The organism is Pseudomonas sp. JAI120 (assembly GCF_014207255.1).
Classification (GTDB): domain Bacteria; phylum Pseudomonadota; class Gammaproteobacteria; order Pseudomonadales; family Pseudomonadaceae; genus Aquipseudomonas.
On record NZ_JACHCZ010000003.1, the window covers coordinates 649023 to 668032 of the forward strand.

15 protein-coding genes and 1 pseudogene are annotated in these 19010 nt (G+C 57.7%); 6 read left to right on the forward strand and 10 right to left on the reverse strand.

The window, feature by feature from the left end; genetic code table 11:
* Window positions 1-55 precede the first annotated feature (55 nt).
* From mnmE to rpmH, 5 genes are all read right to left on the reverse strand, one after another.
* The gene (gene mnmE / locus HDC32_RS20485; protein ID WP_131699629.1) at window positions 56-1426 is read right to left on the reverse strand and encodes a tRNA uridine-5-carboxymethylaminomethyl(34) synthesis GTPase MnmE; all 1371 of its coding nucleotides are present in this window, start codon (window positions 1424-1426) and stop codon (window positions 56-58) included.
* A 79-nt stretch (window positions 1427-1505) separates the two neighbouring features.
* Window positions 1506-3209: a membrane protein insertase YidC gene (gene yidC / locus HDC32_RS20490; RefSeq protein WP_131699628.1), complete on the reverse strand. Its 1704-nt coding sequence runs from the start codon at window positions 3207-3209 to the stop codon at window positions 1506-1508.
* 2 nt (window positions 3210-3211) lie between these two features.
* Window positions 3212-3457 carry a membrane protein insertion efficiency factor YidD gene (gene yidD, locus HDC32_RS20495; RefSeq protein WP_010207715.1) on the reverse strand — a complete coding sequence of 82 codons (246 nt, stop codon included), beginning with the start codon at window positions 3455-3457 and terminating at the stop codon, window positions 3212-3214.
* A complete protein-coding gene (gene rnpA / locus HDC32_RS20500) occupies window positions 3450-3854 on the reverse strand; it encodes a ribonuclease P protein component (RefSeq protein ID WP_053128141.1) in 405 nt (134 codons plus the stop codon). The genes yidD and rnpA overlap by 8 nt, the downstream gene beginning before the upstream one ends.
* A 16-nt stretch (window positions 3855-3870) precedes the next feature.
* Complete coding sequence (gene rpmH, locus HDC32_RS20505; RefSeq protein ID WP_003213577.1) at window positions 3871-4005, reverse strand: 50S ribosomal protein L34; 135 nt, start codon at window positions 4003-4005, stop codon at window positions 3871-3873.
* A 585-nt stretch (window positions 4006-4590) separates the two neighbouring features.
* Here rpmH and dnaA point away from each other — a divergent pair.
* Genes dnaA through gyrB form a run of 4 tightly spaced genes read left to right on the forward strand, consistent with a single transcriptional unit; the run spans window position 4591 to window position 10799 of the window.
* Window positions 4591-6111, forward strand: coding sequence for a chromosomal replication initiator protein DnaA (gene dnaA, locus HDC32_RS20510; RefSeq protein WP_131699627.1), 1521 nt, complete (start codon window positions 4591-4593; stop codon window positions 6109-6111).
* 38 nt (window positions 6112-6149) lie between these two features.
* Window positions 6150-7253 (forward strand): DNA polymerase III subunit beta, encoded by a 1104-nt coding sequence (gene dnaN, locus HDC32_RS20515; RefSeq protein ID WP_065926810.1) that lies wholly within the window; start codon window positions 6150-6152, stop codon window positions 7251-7253.
* Between the two features lie 20 nt (window positions 7254-7273).
* Window positions 7274-8377, forward strand: a complete 1104-nt coding sequence (gene recF / locus HDC32_RS20520) for a DNA replication/repair protein RecF (RefSeq protein ID WP_012721452.1) — start codon at window positions 7274-7276, stop codon at window positions 8375-8377.
* Between the two features lie 4 nt (window positions 8378-8381).
* Window positions 8382-10799, forward strand: coding sequence for a DNA topoisomerase (ATP-hydrolyzing) subunit B (gene gyrB, locus HDC32_RS20525; RefSeq protein WP_027608163.1), 2418 nt, complete (start codon window positions 8382-8384; stop codon window positions 10797-10799).
* A gap of 99 nt (window positions 10800-10898) precedes the next feature.
* Here the strand turns inward: gyrB and HDC32_RS20530 are convergent, their stop codons facing one another.
* Entirely contained in the window at window positions 10899-11621 is a 723-nt protein-coding gene (locus HDC32_RS20530; RefSeq protein WP_131699626.1) for a response regulator transcription factor, read from the reverse strand.
* Between the two features lie 286 nt (window positions 11622-11907).
* On the opposite strand from HDC32_RS20530, the pseudogene HDC32_RS32500 reads away from it, so the two are divergent.
* Both HDC32_RS32500 and HDC32_RS20535 read left to right on the forward strand, forming a co-directional pair.
* Window positions 11908-12068: pseudogene (locus HDC32_RS32500) on the forward strand (hypothetical protein); the annotation flags it as partial.
* Between the two features lie 3 nt (window positions 12069-12071).
* Window positions 12072-14354 carry a CHASE2 domain-containing protein gene (locus HDC32_RS20535; RefSeq protein ID WP_145338374.1) on the forward strand — a complete coding sequence of 761 codons (2283 nt, stop codon included), beginning with the start codon at window positions 12072-12074 and terminating at the stop codon, window positions 14352-14354.
* 179 nt (window positions 14355-14533) lie between these two features.
* On the opposite strand, the gene HDC32_RS20540 is transcribed toward HDC32_RS20535, so the two are convergent.
* From HDC32_RS20540 to glyQ, 4 genes are all read right to left on the reverse strand, one after another.
* Window positions 14534-15304 (reverse strand): lysophospholipid acyltransferase family protein, encoded by a 771-nt coding sequence (locus HDC32_RS20540; RefSeq protein ID WP_131699624.1) that lies wholly within the window; start codon window positions 15302-15304, stop codon window positions 14534-14536.
* A gap of 82 nt (window positions 15305-15386) precedes the next feature.
* Complete coding sequence (gene gmhB, locus HDC32_RS20545) at window positions 15387-15926, reverse strand: D-glycero-beta-D-manno-heptose 1,7-bisphosphate 7-phosphatase (RefSeq protein ID WP_178116801.1); 540 nt, start codon at window positions 15924-15926, stop codon at window positions 15387-15389.
* On the reverse strand, window positions 15926-17980 hold the full coding sequence (gene glyS, locus HDC32_RS20550) for a glycine--tRNA ligase subunit beta (protein ID WP_131699623.1): 2055 nt from the start codon (window positions 17978-17980) through the stop codon (window positions 15926-15928). The genes gmhB and glyS overlap by 1 nt, the downstream gene beginning before the upstream one ends.
* Window positions 17977-18930, reverse strand: a complete 954-nt coding sequence (gene glyQ / locus HDC32_RS20555) for a glycine--tRNA ligase subunit alpha (protein ID WP_003187265.1) — start codon at window positions 18928-18930, stop codon at window positions 17977-17979. The genes glyS and glyQ overlap by 4 nt, the downstream gene beginning before the upstream one ends.
* Window positions 18931-19010 lie beyond the last annotated feature (80 nt).

Sequence of the window (19010 nt, forward strand, 5' to 3'; positions counted from 1 at the left end):
GAAGGCCTGAAGAATCAAAATATTCTTCAGGCCTTCATCGCGGGCAAGCCAGCTCCTACTTGCCGATACAGAAGCTGGAGAAGATCCGTCCCAGCAGATCATCCGAGCTGAACGCGCCGGTGATTTCTCCCAACAGCTGCTGCGCCTGACGCAAGTCCTCAGCCAACAGCTCACCAGCCCCCGCCAAGGTCAATTGAGCCCGACCGTGCTCCAACGCTGCACTTGCGTGACGCAGCGCCTCCAGATGCCTGCGACGTGCACTGAAGCTGCTTTCCGAGGTCTGCTCGTACCCCATGCAGGCCTTGAGGTGGTCGCGCAGCAACTCCAGTCCATCACCGGCCGATTTCGCACTCAGGCTGATGGTGACATGGCCATCCTCGCTGGTTTCCATCGCTATGGCTTCACCGGTCAGGTCAGCCTTATTCCGAATCAAGGTGACTTTGGACGGGTCTGGCCGTTGCTCAAGGAATTCCGGCCACAATGCGAATGGATCTACAGCTTCCGGCGCCGTGGCATCTACCACCAGCAACACACGGTCCGCCTCACTGATAGCCTTGAGCGCACGCTCGACGCCGATCTTTTCCACCTGGTCGTCGGTGTCGCGTAAACCCGCGGTATCGACCACGTGCAACGGCATGCCATCAATGTGGATATGTTCGCGCAAAATGTCCCGGGTAGTACCGGCAATCTCGGTGACGATGGCAGCTTCTCGACCCGCCAGGGCGTTCAGCAGGCTGGATTTGCCGGCATTGGGGCGCCCAGCGATCACCACCGTCATGCCGTCGCGCAGCAACGCGCCCTGCCCGGCTTCACGCAGGACTGTGGATAATTCATCGCGGACCTTATCCAGCATCGCCAATACATGGCCATCGGCAAGGAAGTCGATTTCCTCTTCAGGAAAATCAATCGCCGCCTCGACGTAGATGCGCAGGCTTATCAACTGTTCGGTCAAGTTATGCACACGCAGGGAAAAGGCGCCCTGCAAAGAGCGCAATGCGTTGCGTGCTGCCTGTGCAGAACTGGCCTCGATCAAGTCGGCAATTGCTTCAGCCTGTGCCAGGTCGAGCTTGTCGTTAAGGAATGCCCGCTCACTGAATTCTCCAGGACGAGCCAGGCGGCAACCCAATTGCAGGCAGCGCTGCAGCAACATATCCAGAACGATTGGGCCGCCATGCCCCTGCAATTCCAGTACGTCTTCACCCGTGAAGGAGTTGGGGCCCGGGAAATACAGGGCCAGGCCTTCGTCCAATACTTCTTCATCAGAGCCTAGGAACGGGCCGTAATGGGCATAGCGCGGCTTTAACTCTCTCCCGCTGATGGCCTTCGCGGCAATGCCGGCGAGCGGTCCGGAAATACGAACGATACCGACGCCGCCGCGACCCTGAGCGGTAGCGACAGCAGCGATGGTTTCACGAGTAGCGCTCATCAGCAGGTTCCAGAATAAAAATGACGGAAAGCAAAACGCCCCACTAGGGGGCGTCTTGAGTGGTTATCCACAGAGTAAATTACGCCTCGGCTTTTTTGGTAGCCGCTTCGATTTTACGTGTGATGTACCACTGTTGAGAGATCGACAACACGTTGTTGACCACCCAGTACAGAACCAGACCAGCTGGGAACCACAGGAAGAAGAAGGTGAAGATGATTGGCATCATTTTCATCACTTTGGCCTGCATCGGATCCGGTGGTGTCGGGTTCAGGCGCTGCTGGATAAACATGGTCGCGCCCATGATGATCGGCAGGATAAAGAACGGGTCTTTGATCGACAGGTCAGTTATCCACAGCATGAACGGTGCCTGACGCATTTCCACGCTTTCCAGGAGTACCCAGTAAAGCGACAGGAATACCGGCATCTGCACCAGAATCGGCAAGCATCCACCCAGCGGGTTGATCTTCTCTTTCTTGTACAGCTCCATCATGGCCTGCGACATTTTCTGCCGGTCATCGCCATGTTGTTCTTTCAGCGCGGCCAGTTTAGGGGCCACGGCACGCATGCGCGCCATCGACTTGTAGCTGGCGGCCGACAGTGGGAAGAAGATCCCCTTGATCAGCATGGTCAGGAAAATGATCGACCAGCCCCAGTTACCGACGATGCTGTGGATATGTTGCAGCAGCCAGAAAATCGGCTGGGCAATGAACCACAGGATGCCGTAATCCACAGTCAGTTCCAGACCTGGGGACAACTCTTTCAACACCGCTTGGCTTTTCGGGCCGGCGTACAGGGTTGCGCTGGTTTCAGCCTTGGCACCTGGAGCGACAGTCAACGCCGGGCCGGTGTAGCCAATGATGTAGTTACCTTTGCTGTCCTTGCGCGCCAGTACTGCATTGTTCTGGCCAGGCTGAGGAATCCACGCGGTCACAAAGTAGTGTTGCAGCCAGGCTACCCAACCACCGTTCACGTTATAGGTGATCGGTGCCTTGGTTTTGTCTTCGGCCACCTTATCCATGTCTTTCATGGATACTTTTTTGTACGGCTCCGAACTTGTCCACAGGGCTGCGCCCAGGTAAGTCGCGGTACCGGTCGCAGTGCTGGACGATGGATCGGAGCTGGCGTCACGCTTGAGCTGCGCAAACATTGCGCCGGTCCAAGGCTGAGCGCTCTGGTTGTCGATCAAATAGGTGACAACGATGTCGTACAGCCCGCGCTTGAGTGTGAAACGCTTGATGTAGTTGACGCCGTCCTTGCTGAACTTCAAGTCCACGACCAGTTGGTCTTGGCCATCTGCCAGTTGGTAGCTCTTCTTCTCCGAAGAGAAAATCGGACGACCGGTTGCGCTCGCATCAGGACCGTTGGTGCCGATCAGGCCACTTTGTGCCTGGTAAACACGTTCGCCACCGTTATCGAACAACTGGAATGGAATTTCCGGGTGATCCTGACGACGCGGATACAGCGGAAGTGTCAGTTTGGCAACATCGCCACCTTGCGGGTCGATAGCCAAGTCCAATACATCCGTCTTGATCTGGATGAGGTCGGTGCTTGTGGCAACTGCAACTTCGGCAGGTGCTTTTGTTTCGCCCGCTGCGCGTGGAATGTCATCACTGGCGGCAGTATTGGTGCCACTAACTGTATCGGGAAGTCCCGCTGGAACAGCATTGGCAGCAACATTCTGAGTCGGCAGGGCAGCTTGGCCATAGTCCTGGTTCCACTTAAGGACCATGACGTAGGACACGATTGCCAGGGCGACGATCAGGATCGTGCGTTTAATATCCATGATTACTCGGCCATCGAAGAAGAACGGGAGGTAGGGATAGGTGGAACCGGGTCATAACCACCGGGATTCCACGGATGACAGCGACCTAAACGACGAAAGGTCAGCCAGCCACCGCGCAGAAGACCATGATTTTCTATGGCCTCTAACGCGTAGCAGGAACAACTGGGGTAGAAACGACAGTGGCTGGCCATCAGAGGACTAATGGCATAGCGGTAAAACTGGATCGGAACGAGTGCCAGTTTACGCATCGGTACTGTCTACCCCTACAGTTTCGGTGCTGACTGCTGGTGCTGGCTTGTTGGTACGCGCCAGACGTTTCCAGAGCTTGCCGAAATGCTGAATCAATTCGGGGTTTTCTACATCCCCCAAGCCTTTGCGCGCGACGATAACAATATCCCAACCAACCAGAGTGTCCTGGTGGAGGCGAAACGATTCGCGCATCAGACGCTTGAGGCGATTGCGCTCAACGGAGAGCTTTACGCTCTTCTTGCCGATCACCAACCCGAGACGGGGGTGATCAAGATCGTTGTTACGCGCAAGGAGCAGGAGATTTTTCCCCGGAACCTTGCCGGTGGGGGAGTCAAAGACTGCCTTGAAGTGCCGGGGGGTTAGCAGACGCTTTTCCCGACTGAAGTCCTGACTCACCACCAGTACCGGATTATCAAACTGCCAGACGCGCACGACCTTTGGCGCGGCGACGCGACAGGACAGCACGGCCGTTCTTGGTAGCCATGCGAGCACGGAAGCCGTGGGTACGGGCGCGTTTGATGGTGCTTGGTTGGAAAGTACGTTTCATGGCGTTGTTACCTGGTTCGTCCACAACGGGCCGGAATGGCCCCCGTTTTAAGAGACCGGCGATTCTAGAGAAAGCAAGCCTCTAGGTCAATTTCCAACCAGCTTTTCCTTCAATTAGATCTTTACGGACCTCCAGCCCTTTTCTTTCCGTTCTGCTTCCATGAGCAATGCCATAGATATAAAAATAAAGAAGGAAGTTATTTAAAGCTTTTCTGTAAAGCTTATAAAAGCTAGGCAGGCCATCCTCTGTGGATAACTGCCTTGAGGCCTTATTCCACGTGATGTACAGAGAATGACAACACGGGGGAGAAACGGTGCTCTGCCTGTGCTGCGCTGTCGGATAAGCTGTGTGTGGAATGGCATGTTATCCACAGGCCAGTTACCCACAGACTTTCGCCCCCACTTGTACAACGAGCTCAGGCACGCTTATCCACAGAGCTTATGCACAGACCATCTGTCGCATTTTTTGCAGTTAAGGCATTGATTTTGGCTGGCCTGTGAGCAACCTACATGTGGATAAGTGGGCTGCTGGCCGCTACAATGGCGGCTGTTTTTGCCTCACCGGCTTTCAACTTAGGGGATATCCGTGTCAGTGGAACTTTGGCAGCAGTGCGTTGAGCTTTTGCGCGATGAGCTGCCTGCCCAGCAATTCAACACCTGGATCCGCCCGCTACAGGTCGAAGCCGAAGGCGACGAGTTGCGTGTCTATGCGCCCAATCGTTTTGTTCTCGACTGGGTCAACGAAAAGTACCTGAGCCGCGTTCTCGAATTGCTCGATGAACACGGCAATGGCCTCGCGCCCGTGCTCTCCTTATTGATAGGCAGCAAACGCAGCTCGGCACCTCGTGCTGCACCGAATGCTCCGCTCGCAGCGAGTGCCTCGCAGGCTCAAGTCGCCGCGGCGCCTGTTAATAACTCGCCAGCGCCGGTTGCCCAGACGCCTTCGAAATCCTCGTCGCAGAAAAACGCGCCTATAAATGAAGAGCCGTCCCGCGACAGCTTCGATCCGATGGCGGGCGCCAGTTCCCAGCAGGCTCCGGTCCGCGCCGAGCAGCGCACGGTACAGGTCGAAGGCGCGCTCAAGCACACCAGCTACCTGAACCGCACGTTCACCTTTGAGAACTTCGTCGAAGGTAAATCCAACCAGCTGGCCCGCGCGGCCGCCTGGCAGGTCGCAGACAACCCCAAGCACGGTTACAACCCGCTCTTCCTTTATGGCGGCGTTGGCTTGGGTAAGACCCACTTGATGCACGCTGTGGGTAACCACCTATTAAAGAAGAACCCGAATGCCAAGGTTGTATACCTGCACTCGGAGCGCTTCGTGGCTGACATGGTCAAGGCCCTGCAGCTCAATGCGATCAACGAGTTCAAGCGGTTCTACCGCTCCGTTGATGCATTGCTGATCGATGACATTCAATTCTTCGCGCGTAAGGAGCGTTCCCAGGAAGAGTTTTTCCACACGTTCAACGCCCTGCTCGAAGGTGGCCAACAGGTCATCCTGACCAGTGACCGTTACCCGAAGGAAATCGAAGGCCTGGAAGAACGCTTGAAGTCGCGCTTTGGTTGGGGCCTTACCGTTGCGGTAGAGCCGCCGGAGCTGGAAACCCGCGTTGCGATCCTGATGAAAAAGGCCGATCAGGCGAAAGTCGATCTGCCCCACGACGCTGCGTTTTTCATCGCCCAGCGCATTCGCTCCAACGTGCGTGAGCTGGAAGGTGCGCTCAAGCGTGTCATCGCGCACTCTCACTTCATGGGCCGCGACATCACCATCGAGCTGATTCGCGAATCCCTGAAGGACTTGCTGGCATTGCAGGACAAACTGGTGAGTGTGGATAACATCCAGCGCACCGTGGCCGAGTACTACAAGATCAAGATTTCCGACCTGTTGTCCAAGCGCCGTTCGCGCTCGGTGGCTCGTCCGCGTCAGGTGGCCATGGCACTCTCCAAGGAGTTGACCAACCATAGCCTGCCGGAAATCGGTGATGTGTTTGGCGGCCGCGACCACACCACGGTCTTGCACGCGTGCCGCAAGATCAACGAGCTTAAGGAATCCGACGCGGATATTCGCGAGGACTACAAGAACCTGCTGCGTACACTGACTACTTGATGACACCAGCGCAGCTTATTAAGGCAAGGGACTAGACCATGCATTTCACCATTCAACGCGAAGCCCTGTTGAAACCCCTGCAACTGGTCGCAGGCGTCGTCGAGCGCCGACAGACCTTGCCGGTGCTCTCCAACGTATTGCTGGTGGTCGAAGGCCAGCAATTATCCCTGACCGGTACCGACCTGGAAGTCGAGCTGGTCGGTCGCGTGCAACTGGAAGAACCCGCTGAACCTGGCGAGATCACAGTACCTGCACGCAAGTTGATGGACATCTGCAAAAGCCTGCCGAACGACGCGCTGATCGACATTAAGGTTGATGAGCAGAAGTTGGTGGTCAAGGCGGGACGCAGCCGTTTCACGCTGTCTACTTTGCCGGCCAATGATTTCCCGACTGTGGAAGAAGGCCCAGGCTCACTGACCTGCAGCCTGGAGCAAAGCAAACTGCGCCGTCTGATTGAGCGTACCAGCTTCGCCATGGCTCAGCAGGACGTGCGTTACTACCTCAACGGCATGCTGCTGGAAGTGTCGGAAGGCATCATCCGCGCCGTGGCCACCGACGGCCACCGTCTGGCGATGTGCTCGATGCGCGCCGATATCGGTCAACCTGATCGTCATCAGGTGATCGTGCCGCGTAAGGGTATTCTCGAACTGGCGCGCCTGCTCACTGAGCCGGATGGCAATGTCAGCATCGTACTGGGTCAGCACCATATCCGCGCGACCACCGGCGAGTTCACCTTCACCTCCAAGCTGGTTGACGGCAAGTTCCCGGATTACGAGCGAGTTCTGCCTAAAGGCGGCGACAAGTTGGTGATCGGTGATCGCCAGGCCCTGCGTGAAGCGTTCAGCCGTACTGCGATTCTCTCCAACGAGAAGTACCGTGGTATTCGTCTGCAACTGGCCAACGGTCAGTTGAAAATCCAGGCCAATAACCCGGAGCAGGAAGAAGCGGAAGAGGAAGTGGGCGTTGATTACAACGGCGGCACTTTGGAAATCGGCTTCAACGTGAGCTACTTGCTGGACGTGCTGGGTGTGATGACCACCGAACAGGTTCGCCTGATCCTGTCCGACTCCAACAGCAGCGCCCTGGTGCAGGAATCCGATAATGACGACTCGGCTTACGTTGTTATGCCGATGCGTCTGTAATCATGCTCAGCAGAAGCTAGATGTCCCTTAGTCGCGTCTCGGTCACCGCGGTGCGCAATTTGCACCCGGTGACCTTCTCCCCCTCCCCCCGCATCAATATCCTTCACGGCGCCAACGGCAGTGGCAAAACCAGCGTGCTGGAAGCCATCCACCTGCTAGGACTCGCCCGTTCCTTTCGCAGTGCCCGCTTGTTGCCGGTGATTCAGTATGAACAACTGGCCTGCACAGTATTTGGCCAGGTTGAACTTGCAGAAGGTGGGCACAGCAGCCTGGGGATTTCTCGTGATCGCGGCGGTGAGTTCCAAATTCGCATCGACGGGCAGAATGCTCGCAGTGCTGCGCAACTGGCAGAGATCCTGCCATTGCAACTGATCAACCCTGACAGCTTCCGCTTGCTGGAAGGCGCGCCAAAAATCCGCAGGCAGTTCCTCGACTGGGGAGTGTTCCACGTGGAACCGCGATTCATGGCCACTTGGCAGCGCCTGCAGAAGGCCCTGCGGCAGCGGAACTCATGGCTGCGGCATGGTACACTTGACGCCGCTTCGCAAGCGGCCTGGGACCGGGAATTGTGCCTGGCCAGCGACGAAATAGATGAATACCGCCGCGCCTATATCAAAGCCTTGAAACCAGTCTTTGAGCAGACCTTGAGCGAGTTGTTGGATCTCGAGGGGCTGACGCTGAGTTACTACCGTGGTTGGGATAAAGAACGTGAGCTGAGTGCAGTGCTCGCGACGTCCCTGCAGCGGGATCAGCAAATTGGCCATACCCAGGCCGGACCCCAACGGGCTGATTTGCGTCTTAGATTAGGCGCACACAATGCTGCGGACATCTTGTCCCGCGGCCAGCAGAAGTTGGTGGTGTGTGCACTGCGTATCGCCCAGGGTCATCTGGTTAGCCAAGCCCGACGTGGTCAGTGTATTTATCTGGTGGATGACTTGCCGTCTGAACTCGACGAGCAACATCGCCGTGCGTTATGCCGCTTGTTGGAAGAATTACGCTGCCAGGTGTTTATCACCTGTGTAGACCACGAATTATTGAGGGAAGGCTGGCAGACGGAAACGCCAGTCGCTTTGTTCCACGTGGAACAAGGCCGTATCACCCAGACCCACGACCATCGGGAGTGAAGGCATGAGCGAAGAAAACACGTACGACTCGACCAGCATTAAAGTGCTGAAAGGTTTGGATGCCGTACGCAAACGTCCCGGTATGTACATTGGCGACACTGATGACGGTAGCGGTCTGCACCACATGGTGTTCGAGGTGGTCGACAACTCCATCGACGAAGCTCTGGCCGGTCACTGCGACGACATCAGCATCATCATCCATCCGGACGAATCCATTACTGTGCGCGACAACGGTCGTGGCATCCCGGTAGATGTGCACAAAGAAGAAGGCGTTTCGGCGGCAGAGGTCATCATGACCGTGCTCCACGCCGGCGGTAAGTTCGACGACAACTCCTATAAAGTCTCCGGTGGTTTGCACGGTGTGGGGGTGTCGGTGGTGAATGCTCTGTCCGAAGAGCTGATCCTGACCGTTCGCCGCAGTGGCAAGATCTGGGAGCAGACCTATGTCCACGGTGTGCCACAGGAGCCGATGAAAATCGTTGGTGACAGTGAAACCACCGGTACCCAGATCCATTTCAAGCCATCGGCTGATACCTTCAAGAACATCCACTTCAGCTGGGACATCCTGGCCAAGCGTATTCGTGAACTGTCCTTTCTTAACTCCGGTGTGGGGATCGTCCTCAAGGACGAACGCAGCGGCAAGGAAGAACTGTTTAAGTACGAAGGCGGCTTGCGTGCGTTCGTTGAATACCTGAACACCAACAAGACTGCGGTCAACCAGGTATTCCACTTCAACATCCAGCGTGAAGACGGCATTGGCGTGGAAATCGCCCTGCAATGGAACGACAGCTTCAACGAGAACCTGTTGTGCTTCACCAACAACATTCCACAGCGTGACGGTGGTACTCACTTGGTGGGTTTCCGTTCCGCGCTGACGCGTAACCTGAACACCTACATCGAAGCCGAAGGCCTGGCGAAGAAGCATAAAGTTGCCACCACCGGTGACGATGCGCGTGAAGGTCTGACCGCGATTATTTCGGTGAAAGTTCCGGACCCTAAATTCAGCTCCCAGACCAAAGATAAGCTGGTGTCTTCTGAAGTGAAAACTGCGGTTGAACAGGAGATGGGCAAGTACTTCTCCGACTTCCTGCTGGAAAACCCGAACGAAGCCAAACTGGTTGTCGGCAAGATGATCGACGCCGCGCGTGCCCGTGAAGCGGCGCGTAAAGCTCGTGAGATGACTCGTCGTAAAGGCGCGCTGGATATTGCCGGCTTGCCAGGCAAACTGGCTGACTGCCAGGAGAAGGACCCTGCCCTCTCCGAACTGTACCTGGTGGAAGGTGACTCTGCTGGCGGTTCCGCCAAGCAGGGTCGTAATCGTCGCACCCAGGCTATCCTGCCGTTGAAAGGTAAGATCCTCAACGTTGAGAAGGCTCGTTTCGACAAGATGATTTCCTCCCAGGAAGTCGGCACCTTGATCACGGCACTCGGCTGCGGTATTGGCCGTGACGAGTACAACATCGACAAGCTGCGCTATCACAACATCATCATCATGACCGATGCTGACGTCGACGGTTCGCACATCCGTACCCTGCTGCTGACCTTCTTCTTCCGTCAGTTGCCGGAGCTGATCGAGCGTGGCTACATCTACATCGCCCAGCCGCCGTTGTACAAAGTGAAGAAAGGCAAGCAAGAGCAGTACATCAAAGACGACGACGCCATGGAAGAGTACATGACGCAGTCGGCCCTGGAAGATGCAAGCCTGCACTTGAACGACGAAGCCCCGGGCATCTCCGGCGAGGCGCTGGAGCGTCTGGTTAACGACTTCCGTATGGTGATGAAGACGCTCAAGCGCCTGTCGCGCCTGTACCCACAGGAACTGACCGAGCACTTCATCTACCTGCCGTCCGTAAGCCTGGAGCAGTTGGGCGACCACGCCCACATGCAAGAATGGCTGGCCCAGTACGAAGTACGCCTGCGCACTGTCGAAAAATCCGGCCTGGTGTACAAAGCCAGCCTGCGTGAAGACCGTGAGCGTAATGTCTGGCTGCCAGAGGTCGAATTGATCTCCCACGGCCTGTCGAACTACGTCACCTTCAACCGCGACTTCTTCGGCAGCAACGACTACAAGACCGTTGTGACCCTCGGCGCGCAACTGAGCACCCTGCTGGACGACGGTGCTTATATTCAGCGTGGCGAGCGTAAGAAAGCGGTCAAGGAGTTCAAGGAAGCCCTGGACTGGTTGATGGCGGAAAGCACCAAGCGCCACACTATCCAGCGATACAAAGGTCTGGGCGAAATGAACCCGGACCAACTGTGGGAAACCACCATGGACCCAGCCCAGCGCCGTATGCTGCGTGTGACTATCGAAGACGCCATTGGCGCTGACCAGATCTTCAACACCCTGATGGGTGATGCGGTCGAACCTCGTCGTGACTTCATCGAGAGCAATGCCTTGGCGGTGTCTAACCTGGACTTCTGATCCTGGCGCGCCCCCAAAAATAAAAAAGGCCAACGCTATGCGTTGGCCTTTTTTATTGCGAATGGTCTGCAAAATGCTCCACGTGGAACATCATGGTTTTTATCCAGAAGAAGCCGCAGCCACGCTCTCCAACCGATACCCATACCCATAGATCGTCAACAACTGCCAACCCCTATCAGCGGTAAGCCCGAGCTTGTTGCGTAGCCGATAGATATGCGTATCCAGCGGCCGAGAGGACACCATTTCTTCATGGGTCCAGAACCGCTCATAAAGGTACTCGCGCGATAGCGGCCGAGCCAGGTTGGCGAATAAGCAGCTCGCCAGACGGTATTCGCGCTCGGTGAGGTTGATCGGTTTGCCTGCGCGCGTGACGGTCAACTCTGCGTCGTCGAAGGTCAGGTCATTGAAACTCTGCACTTCGGGGGTCGCCGATTTCTGCAGGCCATGCCGACGCAGAACGGCTGTAACTCGCGCCTTCAGTTCGTTAGGGCGAAAGGGCTTGCTGACGTAATCGTCGGCGCCACTGTTCAATGCGGTAACGATATCGCTTTCGGCATCACGGCTGGTGAGCATGATGACAGCGGGTGGTGACTCCATGTGCTCACGGGTCCAGCGTAGCAAAGCAATACCGGTGATGTCGGGCAGTTGCCAGTCGAGTATCAACAGGTCGAAGGTCTCCCGGCGCAATTGACGCAGCAGGTCTTCGCCGCGCTCGAAGCAATGCAGGGTCCAGGATTGTTCGGCGGTGCTGGGGATTTGTCGCAGTGTCTGTTCCACCCGTCGCAATTCTGCGGGTTCGTCATCCAGTATTGCGACACGCATGGGAGGGTCCTTTCTTTTTGAAGAGTACGGCAGTCGTATATTGAGGGGCACGTACTGCGCAGATGCCGGTCATTGAATCTGAAGAATTGTGCTCAGGTTCGTCGACCCCTTGGATCTCTCGGTAGGCTGGGATCAATAAGCGAATACGCCATTGAAAGTCTTCCATACCTATGTGGGAAAGATACCGACTCCAGGCGTTAAGGAAAAGGATCAGCCGACGCATGCGCTGTCGTAAACTCCTGTGCCCTGATAGTGGATGCCCTTTGGAATCCCCGCCGTTATGAACATCAAGCAGGAAATTTTTTCCACCGCGCCGAAAATGAGCTTCACTGGGCTCAAAGCGTCGTTCTATCACGTACGTATGTCGGCTTACGACGTGCAACGCCTGAGGAGGAATCGGGGGCCTATGCCATCATCTACCGCCTGCCAACAACACCGGCGCGTTGATCCATGATGCTCTGGGGAAAGGCCGAAAAGCGCCAACCCACCCATGCCCAGCGCCTGTTCCACGGTCTGGTACGGGAGTGGTTATGGATTGGTTTGCTGCTGTTGCCAATCACTGCCTACCTCTCGATGAGTCCAGGTCTGGCCTTGAACAACCCGCTATACGACAGCCTTCGCCGCCTGGCGCCACTGCCGGTGGACCCGCGCATCCTGCTGGTGACCATTGATGACCCTAGCCTGAAGAAACTCGGCCAGTGGCCTTGGCCGCGTAGTTTGCACGCCGACCTGATCGATCGTCTTAGCGCAGCGCAGCCGGCCGGTATCTTGTTTGATGTGATCTTCAGCGAGCCCGGTGACCCGGTTAATGACAAGCGCTTGGCCGACTCGGTGTGCAACGCCGGCAACGTATTGTTGCCCTTGGCCCGTGACGATTCCACCAGCTACAGCCAGCCCGGGACACAAATGCTGTCACTGCTCAAATGTGCCAAGGGTGTCGGGCATATCAATGTGGAGGCGGATAGCGATGGCGTGGTGCGCAGGCTGTATATGCGTGAGGGGCCAGCCGGCGCCACAGCGCTTCAGTTAGCGTGGCTGGCCTTCGCGATGAGCGGGCAATCGGCCGAGATGCCCGGGCAGGCCCTGACGTCGATCACCCAGGATTGGCACCGGGAGCATGCCGTCCGTATCCCGTTTATTGCTGCCGACACCCATTTCCCGAGCGTGTCTTATGTCAGCGTATTACGCGGTGAGGTCCCTCCCGAGCGGTTGCGGGGCCGTCTGATTCTGGTGGGGGCGACAGCGTCGGGCATGGGCGATCGTTTTGTCACACCGCTCTCTCCTATGGCCGGCACCACCGCGGGTGTGGAGATCCAGGCCAATGTGCTCAATGGCTTGCTGCAAGATCGAAGTATTGTGGACTTGCCCGGATGGCTGGCCGCACTGATCGCAACGTCCCTGGTGGCGATGCTGCTGGGCCTGCTGCTCTACCGCCCGCGCTATGCGCTGTGGATGACCCTGGGGTGCATGTTCATGGCCTTGGTGGGCTCAGCGGCCTTGTTGCGCCTGGGCTACTGGTGGTCGCCTGCGGCCTGCTTGATCGGTTTGCTGCTCAGCTACCTGATCTGGAACTGGCGTCGTTTGAGTGTGATCCTGGCCTACTTCGGCTGGGAATTGGCGCGCCTGGATAACGAACCCAAAGTCTTGCCCGAACGCCGTCGCGCACCCGCCAACAAAGGTGACGTATTGCAGGGCCGTATCTTTGCCCTGGAGCAAGCCGTAAGTCGTACGCGGGACACCCGACGTTTTATGGCCGATGGGTTGGAATGCTTGCCGGTGGCGACACTGATCACAGACACCCAGGCTAATATCCTGTTGGCCAACCGCATTGCGCGGGAAGTGTTCGGCAATGACTTGATCAACCATAACCTTCTGGAGCAGCTGGCTGACCTCGGTTATCCGCCGCTGCACAATGGCGTACGCCCCACCCTCTCAACGCTGGAACTCGTTGAGTTTCGTGATATCCACCAACGCAGCCTGCGCATGGAGCTTGCCCCCCTGCTGCCGGCGGAAGGGGATGTGGCGCTGGGCTGGCTGCTGAGCCTCACCGACCTGAGCAAGGAACGCGAGGCCCAGCAGCATCGGGAAACCATGCTGCGCTTCCTCTCCCACGACTTGCGCGCACCCCACTCGGCGATCCTCGCACTGTTGGATGTGCACAACAGTGAGTCGCCGATTTTTGCCCAGATCGAGCAGCAGGTACGCCGCGCCTTGGGCCTGACCGAATCATTTGTGCAACTGGCTAGGGCTGAGGCCGATGGCTACCAGTTCGAGCCTACGCTGTTCGCCATGTTGGTAATGGATGCCTTTGATCAAGTGGCAGTGATCGCCCACCTCAAAGGTATTCACTTGGTCCACGATCTGGACGAGGCTGACGAAGGGATGGTGTCAGCCGATCAATCATTGCTCACCCGCGCATTGTTCAATGTGCTGGAGAACGCGATCAAATACTCCCGGTCCGGTACCACCGTTCGGCTGCGACACAGCAGCGCGCAAGGCTGGTTGGAATGCCGCATCAGCGACCAGGGCCCCGGGATAGCCGCCGAGGATTTGCCTGAGCTGTTCAGTCAGTACAAGCGCTTTGACTCGGCCCAAGGCAGCGAAGGGTTGGGGTTGGGGCTGAGCATGGTCAAGGCGGTCGTTGAGCGTCATGGGGGCCGTATCGGGTGTGAAAGCACCGTGGGCAAAGGCACCACTTTCAGCCTGCAGCTGCCCTTGCTGGACGACTGCTAAAACGTACTTTTCTGCTGTGCATAAAAAACCGGTCTCAAGGACCGGTTTTTTAATGCGGAAAAAACTTATGCACGTTTTTTTAGATTTTATCTGTTTTAGAAATATCTAAGTAAATCAACTTATTAGGATCAAAAAAAGCCAATTCGCCAACAAACCGTGCACAGGTTATCCACAGATGCTCATACCACCGGCGTCTCCACCACAATCGGCTCCGGCGGCAGAGAGCCCATGGCCCGCTGCTGCGCTTCATTCCATGCCTGGGCACGGTCATTCAGCGCGGCAATCGCGCGTGGGCCTTCCCCTTCTGCGTACATTGGCTCGCCTATCACCACAGTGATAGTGCCTGCGCGTTTTGCCCAACCTGTCTTCGGCCAGAACCTGCCGGCGTTATGCGCAATCGGCAGCACCGGCAGGTTGGCGTTGACCGCCAATGCCGTACCTCCACGGGAGAACTTGCCTACGGTCCCAAAGGGGACTCGTGTACCTTCCGGAAAGATCAGCACCCACACGCCGTCCTTGAGCAGCTCATCGCCCTTCTTGGCGACATGCTTGAGCGCCGCCTTGGGGTTGTCACGGTCGATAGCGATCGGGCGCAACATGGCCATGGCCCAGCCGAAGAACGGCACGTACAGCAGCTCACGCTTGAGCACCTGGCTCAAGGGCGAGAAGTAAGCCGAGAGGAAGAAGGTCTCCCAAGTGCTCTGGTGATTCGACAGAATCACGCACGGCTGGTCCGGTACGTTTTCAGCGCCCTTGATCTCGAAACGAATGTTCAGGAACACCTTGGTCAGCCACAACGCGCAGCGGCACCAATAGACGTTGATAAAGCGATAGCGCGCCTTGAACGGCAGGAACGGCGCAATAAAAAAGCTCAGGGTGCACCAGAGAAACGAACTGGTGCCCAACAGCAGGTAAAAGAAAAAGGTTCTGATGGCCTGCAAAATCGACATGGCGGCATTTACCGTTGCGGGACATGGCCCGCCTGTTAAAAGCGCACTCCCGAACAGTCCTTGGCCAGGAAGTCGAGGGCGGCTAGTTGTTGATAAGTTCTGCGGCAACCGCCGCCAGATCGTCAAAAATCAAGGTGCCTACCGGCAGGTTTTTCGCCTGGGTCTTTTCGCCTTTCCCGGTCTTTACCAAAACTGGCTGAGAGTCGACGGCTTTGGCCGCCTCCAGGTCACCGAGGCTGTCCCCGACGAACCATATCCCAGCTAAAGGCACCTTGTAATGTTCTGCAATGGTTTTCAACATGCCGGGTTTGGGTTTGCGGCAATCGCAGCCCTCATCCGGCCCGTGAGGGCAGTAAACCACCAGCCCCACCTCACCGCCCTGCTCCGCCACCAGCGTGCGCAAGCGCGCGTGCATGGCGTCCAGGGTGGCGATGTCGTAATAGCCACGGGCGATACCGGACTGGTTGGTGGCGATGGCCACCGTCCAGCCGGCTTTGCTCAACTGCGCGATGGCCTCGATCGAACCGGGCAGTGGAATCCATTCCGCCACCGACTTGATGTAAGCGTCGGAGTCGTAGTTGATCACCCCGTCCCGATCGAGAATCAGCAGTTTCAACATGATCAGCTCAGCGTCGAAATGTCAGCGATGTTGACGAACAAGCCACGCAGACGCGCCAGCATGGCGTAGCGGTTTTTCCGCACGCCGGCATCTTCGGCATTGATCATCACCGCTTCGAAGAACGCATCCACCGGCTCACGCAAGGTAGCCAGGCGTGCCAAGGCTTCGGCGTAATTGCGTTCGGCGATCAGCGGCTTCACCGCATTCTCTGCCTTGGCAATGGCCGAGTTCAGCGAGAACTCCTTGGCGTCGGCAAACAGGCCAGGGTCGACATCGGCGTTGCCCAGGCCTTCGGCCTTGCTCAGCAGGTTCGACACTCGCTTGTTCACGGCGGCCAGGGCATCGGCTTCCGGCAGCTTGCGGAAGGCCTGTACGGCTTGTACGCGCTGATCGAAGTCCAGCGCCGAACCCGGTTGCAGGGCACGTACCGACAGGTAGACGGAAACGTCCACGCCTTCGTCTTCATAACGCGCACGCAGGCGGTCGAACACGAACTCCAACACTTGCTCGGCCAGGCCGGCTTGCTTGACCTTGCCACCGAACTGGCCGACCGCGAACACCACGGCCTGGGTCAGGTCGAGGTCCAGCTTCTTGTCGATCAGGATACGCAGCACGCCCAGGGCCGCACGACGCAGGGCATACGGGTCTTTGCTACCGGTGGGCAGCATGCCGATACCGAAGATACCGACCAGGGTATCCAGCTTGTCGGCAATGGCCACGGCCGCACCGGTCAGGGTGGTCGGCAGCTCGGCGCCGGCGCCACGCGGCATGTACTGCTCGTTCAGCGCCAGCGCGACATCGTCCGCCTCGCCATCGTTGAGGGCGTAGTAGTAACCGGCGACGCCCTGCATCTCTGGGAACTCGCCGACCATCTCGGTGGCCAGGTCGCACTTGGACAGCAAGCCTGCACGCGCAGCCCAGGCGGCATCACCGCCAATACGTGGGGCAATGTAGGCCGCCAGCTTGGAAACGCGCACAGCCTTGTCGTAGACGCTGCCGAGTTTTTCCTGGAACACCACGTTCTGCAGGCGCAGGTTGAAGTCTTCCAGCTTCTGCTTCTTGTCTTGCTTGAAGAAGAACTCGGCGTCAGTCAGGCGCGGGCGAACGACTTTCTCGTTACCGGCGATGATCTGCTGCGGGTCCTTGCTGTCGATGTTGGCCACGGTGATAAAGCGCGGCAGCAACTTACCGTCCACGTCCAGCAGGCAGAAATACTTCTGGTTGTCCTGCATGGTGGTGATCAGTGCTTCCTGCGGCACGTCGAGGAAACGCTCTTCGAACGAGCACACCAGCGGCACCGGCCATTCAACCAGCGCGGTCACTTCATCGAGCAGGCTTGGCGGCACGATGGCGGTGCCTTCCTGCAGGCGGGCCAGTTCTTCGGTACGCTTGCTGATCAGCTCGCGACGCTCGTTGGCATCGGCCAGCACGTAAGCAGCCCGCAGATCGGCGGCATAGTTAGCCGGCGAAGTGATGCGCACCGCTTCTGGATGGTGGAAGCGATGGCCGCGGGAATCACGGCCAGCCTTCTGGGCGAGGATGGTGCAGTCGATGACCTGGTCACCGAGCAGCATCACCAGCCACTGGGTCGGGCGCACGAACTCTTCCTTGCGCGCGCCCCAGCGCATGCGCTTGGGGATCGGCAGATCGTTCAGGGAGTCTTCGACGAGGGTCGGCAACAGGCTGGCGGTCGGCTTGCCTTTGATGACCTGGCTGAAACGCAGTTTCGGGCCGCTCTGGTCGATCTCGCTCAGCTCGACGCCACACTTCTTGGCGAAGCCCAGTGCGGCTTGGGTCGGGTTGCCTTCGGCGTCGAAAGCCGCCTGGCGTGGTGGGCCGTCGAGGTTGATGCTGCGGTCCGGCTGCTGGGTTTCCAGCGCGGTCAGCAACACGGCCAGGCGGCGCGGTGCGGCGTAGACTTTTTTCGCTTCAAACTTCAGGCCGGCGCTCTGCAGGCCTTTTTCGATACCGGCCAGGAACGCATCGGCCAGGGTATTGAGTGCCTTGGGTGGCAGCTCTTCGGTGCCCAGTTCAACCAGGAAATCTTGAGCACTCATTGTGCAGCCTCCAGCTTAGCCAACACTTCATCACGCAGGTCCGGGGTGGCCATCGGGAAGCCCAGCTTGGCGCGAGCCAGCAGGTAGGCTTGGGCGACGGAACGTGCCAGGGTGCGTACACGCAGGATGTATTGCTGACGCGCGGTTACCGAGATGGCACGGCGGGCGTCCAGCAGGTTGAAGGTATGGGACGCCTTCAACACCATTTCATAGCTTGGCAACGGCAGCGGCTGGTCGAGTTCGATCAGGCGCTTGGCTTCGCTTTCATAGAAGTCGAACAGTTCGAACAGTTTGTCGACGTTGGCGTGTTCGAAGTTGTAGGTCGATTGCTCCACTTCGTTCTGGTGGAACACATCGCCATAAGTCACTTTGCCGAACGGGCCGTCAGCCCACACCAGGTCGTAGACCGAATCCACGCCCTGCAGGTACATGGCCAGGCGTTCAAGACCGTAGGTGATCTCGCCGGTCACCGGGTAGCACTCGATGCCGCCGGCCTGCTGGAAGTAAGTGAATTGCGTCACTTCCATGCCGTTGAGCCAGACTTCCCAGCCCAGGCCCCAGGCGCCCAGGGTTGGGGATTCCCAGTTGTCTTCGACGAAACGGATGTCGTGCACCAGTGGGTCGAGGCCCACGTGCTTGAGCGAGCCCAGGTACAGTTCCTGGAAGTTGTCCGGGTTCGGCTTCAGGACTACCTGGAATTGATAGTAGTGCTGCAGACGGTTCGGGTTTTCGCCGTAGCGGCCGTCAGTCGGTCGACGACTGGGCTGCACGTAAGCGGCGTTCCAGGTTTCCGGGCCGATGGCCCGCAGGAATGTAGCGGTGTGGAAAGTGCCGGCGCCTACTTCCATATCGTAGGGCTGAAGTACCACACAACCTTGCTCGGCCCAGTATTGCTGGAGGGCGAGGATCAAGTCTTGGAAGGTACGCACGGCTGGCGTAGGCTGGCTCACGAAATTCACCTGTTACTTGGGCTGCGATTTAAAGAGCGGGAGTATACCCGATTCGGCCGCGCCACCATCCCCTGGAGCCT